The following is a 6,220-nucleotide window of genomic DNA, read 5'->3' on the forward strand; positions in this document are numbered from 1 at the left end:
TCCCTACTGAGGATTTGGCGGACCGTGAGGGAAGTTACCTGCACGTACCGCGCGGGTCATCGCTCTTGGCGTGTGACACCCGCCTCTTTTCTAAGCGCTTGCTCAGGGTTTGACGGGCCTGGGTCGACGGACTCCCCGGACTCCCCGCTCTCCGGGAACTTCTCCGTGCCGTTCTCGGGGAGGTTCTCCGGGGCGTTCTCCGGGGAGTTCTCCGGGGCGCTCTCCGTGACGTTTCCCGCGACCTTCTCCGCGACCTTCTCCGCGACCTTCTCCGGGACCTTCTCCGGGGCGTGGATGCGGCGCCGCCTGCGGTGCTTGAGGAGGGCCCACGGACCCCGCGGCCCGGTCGGCATGGCGGCCGTGACCTCCGTACCGCCCTCGGACGCCGCCTCGGCCGCCGCGCGCGCGACCGGCAGGAAGCCCTCGTCGCGGGAGGTGTCGGGGCGCTCCTCCTCCGGCCACAGGCCGACCGCCGCGCAGACCGTGGGCAGCACGGCCATCGCCGCCGTCGCGTACCCCTCGGCCGACGGGTGGTAGTTGTCCGGGCCGAACAGCTCGCGCGGGTTGGCCAGGAACTCGGGCCCGAGCAGGTCGCCGAGCGAGACCGTACGGGCGCCCTGCTCGACCGCGCCGATGGTCTGGGCGGCGGCCAGCTGGCGGGAGACGCGGCGGGCCAGCCAGCGCAGCGGCTGGTAGACCCGCTCGACCGAGCCCAGGTCGGGACAGGTGCCGACGACCACCTCGGCGCCCGCGGTGCGCAGCCGCCGTACCGCCGCCGCGAGGCAGCGGACCGAGCTGGTCGGGGGCATCCGGTGGGTGACGTCGTTGGCGCCGATCATGATCACGCAGACGTCCGGCACCGCCGACGAGTTGGCGAGCAGCAGCGTGACCTGGCGGGCCAGGTCGTCGGACTGCGCGCCCGGCAGGGCCACGTTCCGCAGCAGCACCGGGCGCTCCGCCACCGCCGCGAGGCCCTGGGCGAGCAGCGCGCCCGGCGTCTGGCCGGTGCGGTGCACGCCCTGGCCGGCGGCGGTGGAGTCGCCGAGCAGGGTCAGGCGCAGCGGGGAGCGGGTGTCGGCGGGGTCGAGGAACGCCCTGCCGTACAGGCCGTCGGCGTTCGGCGGATGCCCCGACTCGGTGCCGGAGCCGTTGCCCACCTGCCGTTTCGCCAGCTGCACCTCGGCCAGCAGCACCCCGACCGCCGCCGCGCCGAGCAGCCCGACCCCGCCGCCGCCGTACGCGGCACCCGCGGCGATCCGCCGCGCCACCCTTGCCCTCGACATGGACCGAAGCCACCTCCCTGAAGCGCCGTACATCAACTCCTTGCCCGGTACGTACCGCCGGTCAATCTCCGAGCTGGTGCGGGCCCTCGGAAGTCAGCGCCGGACAGCCCAATTCCGCTTAGGCTGACCGCATTCCTAGGGAGAACCGGAGACAACGGTGCAATTCCACGACTCGATGATCAGCCTCGTCGGCAACACCCCGCTGCTGAGGCTCAACAACGTGACCGCCGGCCTCAAGGCGACGGTCCTGGCCAAGGTCGAGTACTTCAACCCGGGCGGCTCCGTGAAGGACCGCATCGCGCTGCGCATGATCGAGGCGGCCGAGGCGAGCGGCGCGCTGCAGCCGGGCGGCACCATCGTCGAGCCGACCAGCGGCAACACCGGGGTCGGCCTGGCGATCGTGGCCCAGCAGAAGGGCTACAAGTGCATCTTCGTCTGCCCCGACAAGGTCTCCACGGACAAGATCAACGTGCTGCGCGCGTACGGCGCGGAGGTCGTCGTCTGCCCGACCGCCGTGGACCCCGAGCACCCCGACTCGTACTACAACGTCTCCGACCGGCTCGTCCGTGAGACGCCGGGCGCCTGGAAGCCGGACCAGTACAGCAACCCCGACAACCCGCGCTCGCACTACGAGACCACCGGCCCCGAGCTGTGGCAGCAGACCGACGGGCGGATCACCCACTTCGTGGCGGGCATCGGCACCGGCGGCACCATCTCGGGCACGGGCCGCTACCTGAAGGAGATCAGCGAGGGCAGGGTCCGGATCGTCGGCGCCGACCCCGAGGGCTCGGTGTACTCCGGCGGCTCCGGGCGGCCGTACCTCGTCGAGGGCGTCGGCGAGGACTTCTGGCCGACCGCGTACGACCGGCACGTGACGGACGACATCGTCGCCGTGTCCGACAAGGACTCGTTTCAGATGACCCGGCGGCTCGCCAAGGAGGAGGGGCTGCTCGTCGGCGGCTCCTGCGGCATGGCGGTCGTGGCGGCCCTGAAGGTGGCCGAGGGGCTCGGTCCGGACGACGTGGTGGTGGTGCTCCTTCCGGACTCCGGGCGCGGCTACCTCTCGAAGATCTTCAACGACGAGTGGATGAACGACTACGGCTTCCTGGAGCAGCCCGGCGACGCACCGCGCGTGGGCGACGTCCTGGAGCACAAGCAGGGCGGCATCCCGAAGCTCCTGCACATGCACCCGGAGGAAACCGTCGGCGAGGCCATCGACGTGCTGCGCGAGTACGGCGTCTCGCAGATGCCGATCGTGAAGCCGGGCGCGGGCCACCCGGATGTGATGGCCGCCGAGGTCATCGGCTCGGTGGTCGAACGCGAGCTGCTCGACGCGCTGTTCACGCAGCGCGCCTCGCTCGCCGACCCGCTGGAGAAGCACATGTCGTCGCCGCTGCCGCAGGTCGGCTCGGGCGAGCCGGTGGCCGACCTGATGTCCGTGCTGTCCGCGGCGACCGGCGCGGACGCGGCGATCGTCCTGGTCGAGGGCAAGCCGACGGGGGTGGTGAGCCGGCAGGATCTGCTGGCGTATCTGGCGCGCGAGAAGAACTAGCCCGTACGGACTCGGGGTTCGGTCGGGTTCGGGGTTCGGGGTTCGGGGTTCGGGAAAACGGTACGCGCGCGACACGTTCGCGCAGCGCCCGCTTCATGCGGCTCCGGCACCTTGGTGGGTGTCGGCGCACAGGACCCCTCCGGAGCGGCTCCCGGACCTCCTGAACGCCCGGACGCGCACGCGCGTCCCCGCGGGGACCACCGTCGTCCCGCCCTCCGGCCCGGCCGGAGGTGTGGTGGTCCCCGCGCGTCTCGCGCCCCCTCCCTCAGGTCGGTTCCCTCAGGTCGGTTCCCTCAGGTCAGTCCAGGTGACCGGCGGGCACCGGAGTGGGCTCGGCCTCCGTGCCCCGCTTCCGGCCCGCCACGCCCCAGTACAGCACCGCCGGAACGGTCAGCCCCACGATCCAGGAGACGTCCGCGCCGCCCAGCGGGGCGACGAGCGGGCCGGTGTAGAAGTGGGTTACCAGGAAGGGGAGTTGGACGCCGATGCCGACTGCGTAGACCGCGAGCGCGTCCCAGCGCCAGCCGCCGTAGCGGCCGTTCGGGTCGGACAGGGCCGGCAGGTCGTACTGCTCGCGGGAGATCAGGTAGTAGTCGACCAGGTTGATCGCGGACCAGGGCGTGAAGAAGGTCAGCAGGAAGAGCAGGAAGTCCTTGAACGAGGTGAGGAAGCTGTCCTTGCCGAGCAGGGCGACCGCCGTGCCCGCGATCATGATCAGCGCGATGTAGGCGGCCCGGCCGCGCGGGGAGAGCACGCGCCGGCCGCGGAAGCCGCTGACGCTCGTCACGATCGACATGAAGCCGCCGTACGTGTTCAGGACGTTGATGGTGAGCTTGCCGAGCGCGATCACGAAGTACAGGAACGCGGCGACGAGCCCGCCCCCGCCGAGGCCGACCACGTACCCGACCTGGCTGTCCATGAACGCGCCGCCCGCCGTCGCCGCCACGAGCACACCGAACGTCATCGACCACTGCGAGCCGAGCGCCGAGCCGGACAGGGTCCACCAGAACGTGGCGCGGGTCGAGGTCGTACGCGGCAGGTAGCGCGAGTAGTCCGCGACGTACGGGCCGAACGCCAGCTGCCAGGAGGCCGAGAGGGAGGTGGCGAGCAGGAACATCGGCAGGTCGAAGTGGGCGTCCGCGAGCAGCGCGGTGAGGTCGGCGCGCTCCAGGAGGCGGCTGCCGAGGTAGACGAAGGCGAGCGCGCAGACCACGCCGGCGATGCGGCCGACGGCGTGGATCAGGCGGTAGCCGACGGCCGCCATCAGGCCGGAGACGGCCGCGAAGATGAGGATGCCGGGGGTCTCGCCGAGGTGGGTCAGCTCGCCCACGGCCTGCCCGGCGAGGACGCTGCCGGAGGCGAAGAAGCCGATGTACATCAGGATCACGAGGACCAGGGGCACGACCGCGCCGCGCACCCCGAACTGCGCCCGGGACTGGATCATCTGGGGCAGTCCGAGCTTGGGCCCCTGCGCGGAGTGCAGCGCCATCACGGCCCCGCCGAGCAGGTTGCCGACGACCAGGCCGACGATCGACCAGACCACGTCGCCGCCGAAGACGACGGCGAGGGCGCCGGTGACGACGGCGGTGATCTGCAGGTTGGCGCCCAGCCAGAGAGTGAACTGGGAGAAGGCGGTACCGTGCCGTTCCTCGTCCGGGACGACATCGATGGACCGCTGTTCGACGAGTGAGCCTGCCATGGGTCTCCCAGGTTCGGTGGAGCGGTGCTGCCTGTCTGTATAACGTCATGCAGAGTTCTGGGTGACTGAATATTTTGTCAATACCCTGGCGCGAAACGCCTTGGCGCAATCCGACTGGTTACGAAGGAGGGGCCCGGTGACGGACAGCCCTGCCGCCCGCCTGCAGCAGCTCTTCGAGGGGCACCGCCTCACGCCCACGCAGCGGCGGATCGCCCACTGCATGGTGCGGCGCGCCGCCGAGGTGCCGTTCCTGTCGAGCGTGGAGCTGGCCGAGCTTGCGGGCGTCAGCCAGCCCTCGGTGACCCGCTTCGCGGTGGCGCTCGGCTTCGACGGCTACCCGGCGCTCCGCCGCCACCTGCGTGAGGTCGCACCGACCGAACAGGCCGTGGGCCAGGGCGAGTTCAACGAGTACCAGCAGGCCGTCGAGGCCGAGATCGAGAACCTGCGGCACCTCGCCGCCGCGCTCGCCGACCCGGCGCCGGTCGAGCGGGCCGGGCAGGTGCTCGCCGCGTCCCGGCCGCTGCCGGTCCTCGGCCTGCGCGCGGCGGCGGCCCAGGCGTACGGCTTCGCGTACTTCGCCGCCAAGGTGCACCCGGACGTCCGGCTCCTGGACGAGGGCGGCACGATGCTCGCCGACCGGATCGACGCGGCGGTACGGGCCGGGGCCTCGGCGCTGCTCTGCTTCGCGCTGCCCCGGCACTCGCGCGAGGTGGTCGAGGCGCTCACGTACGCGCGCGCGGCCGGGCTGACCGTGGTGACGGTGGCCGACAGCGCGTTCGCGCCGGTCGCGAAGGTGTCCGACCTGCTGATCCCGGCGGCGGTCGGCACGGGCCTCGCCTTCGACACGGCCTGCGCCCCGATGCTCCTCGGCCGCGTCCTCCTGGAGTCCATGGCCGACGCCCTCCCGGACGCCCAGTCCCGCCTGGAGGAGTTCGACACCCGGGCCGCGGAGCGGGGGTTGTTCGTGGAGTGAGGGCGCGCTCGCTCGTACGGGTGAACGAATGCGGGACGGTGTCAGGGGAGCCGGACCCGGTCGTACGCTCGGGACATGAGCTCAGCAGGGGACTACGACCACTTGCGGCACTTGCTGGACAAGCTGGGGCCGGAACAGCTTCGGCACTTGCGTGCCGTTGCGGACAACGACCCCGAGCTTGAGCCGGAGGAACCGGAGGAACCGGAGGAACCGGAGGAAGGGGAGGAGGAGCTGCCTCCGGCCATCGAACGGCCTGGGTTCGCCGCCTTCGTGGGGATGGGGCGCTCCGGACACCGGGACACGGCCCGTCGCCATGAAGAACTGATCGGGGAGTGGATCGATGAGGGCCGCATCCGGTGAAGCCGCTGCTCCTGGACAGAGGCGCCCTCAGTCCTCGGCGCGCGCCCGCAGCACCAGCTTGTTGACAACCCACAGCGCGATGCCGATGGCCAGCAGGACGCCGGCGCGGATGTAGACGTTGGCCGGGCGGTCGGCCAGGGGGGCTGGCGAGGATCAGGGCCGTGAGGGCGCCGAGGACCGGCAGGATCATCGGCGTACGGAAGTGCTTGGGCTCCACGCGGTCCCTGCGAAGCACAAGCACCGCCACCAGGATCTAGCCAGGGAGTACCGGGCTTCAGCCCGGTAGGGAATGGCTTCTCAGGGCTGCTCTGACGGCGTTGTGTGCACGGGTCCGCAGTGTCTACCTCGGCTAC

5 protein-coding genes and 1 pseudogene are annotated in these 6,220 nt (G+C 71.4%); 3 read left to right on the forward strand and 3 right to left on the reverse strand.

The features are described 5' to 3' along the window. Positions 1–56 precede the first annotated feature (56 nt). Positions 57–1,268 carry an SGNH/GDSL hydrolase family protein gene (locus tag QIS99_RS10665; RefSeq protein WP_408909525.1) on the reverse strand — a complete coding sequence of 404 codons (1,212 nt, stop codon included), beginning with the start codon at positions 1,266–1,268 and terminating at the stop codon, positions 57–59. 172 nt (positions 1,269–1,440) lie between these two features. Between QIS99_RS10665 and QIS99_RS10670 the strand changes: the two genes are divergently transcribed. After that, the gene (locus QIS99_RS10670; protein ID WP_282512739.1) at positions 1,441–2,835 is read left to right on the forward strand and encodes a cystathionine beta-synthase; all 1,395 of its coding nucleotides are present in this window, start codon (positions 1,441–1,443) and stop codon (positions 2,833–2,835) included. A 298-nt stretch (positions 2,836–3,133) separates the two neighbouring features. Here QIS99_RS10670 and QIS99_RS10675 read toward each other — a convergent pair whose 3' ends face one another. Then, on the reverse strand, positions 3,134–4,534 hold the full coding sequence (locus QIS99_RS10675) for a purine-cytosine permease family protein (RefSeq protein WP_282512741.1): 1,401 nt from the start codon (positions 4,532–4,534) through the stop codon (positions 3,134–3,136). A gap of 136 nt (positions 4,535–4,670) precedes the next feature. Here QIS99_RS10675 and QIS99_RS10680 point away from each other — a divergent pair, with 136 nt between their 5' ends. Further along, positions 4,671–5,507, forward strand: coding sequence for a MurR/RpiR family transcriptional regulator (locus QIS99_RS10680; RefSeq protein ID WP_282512743.1), 837 nt, complete (start codon positions 4,671–4,673; stop codon positions 5,505–5,507). Between the two features lie 75 nt (positions 5,508–5,582). Then, positions 5,583–5,867, forward strand: a complete 285-nt coding sequence (locus QIS99_RS10685; protein ID WP_282512745.1) for a hypothetical protein — start codon at positions 5,583–5,585, stop codon at positions 5,865–5,867. 27 nt (positions 5,868–5,894) lie between these two features. Here the strand turns inward: QIS99_RS10685 and QIS99_RS10690 are convergent. Next, a pseudogene (locus tag QIS99_RS10690) lies at positions 5,895–6,114 on the reverse strand (amino acid permease); the annotation flags it as partial. Positions 6,115–6,220 lie beyond the last annotated feature (106 nt).

Source organism: Streptomyces solicavernae, from assembly GCF_029968095.1.
GTDB classification, from domain to species: Bacteria; Actinomycetota; Actinomycetes; order Streptomycetales; family Streptomycetaceae; genus Streptomyces; species Streptomyces solicavernae.

Coding starts and splice junctions, on each gene's coding strand:
- QIS99_RS10675 (WP_282512741.1), bottom strand. CDS start 4,534: ATGGCAGGCTCACTCGTCGAACAGCGGTCCATCGATGTCGTCCCGGAC.
- QIS99_RS10685 (WP_282512745.1), top strand. CDS start 5,583: ATGAGCTCAGCAGGGGACTACGACCACTTGCGGCACTTGCTGGACAAG.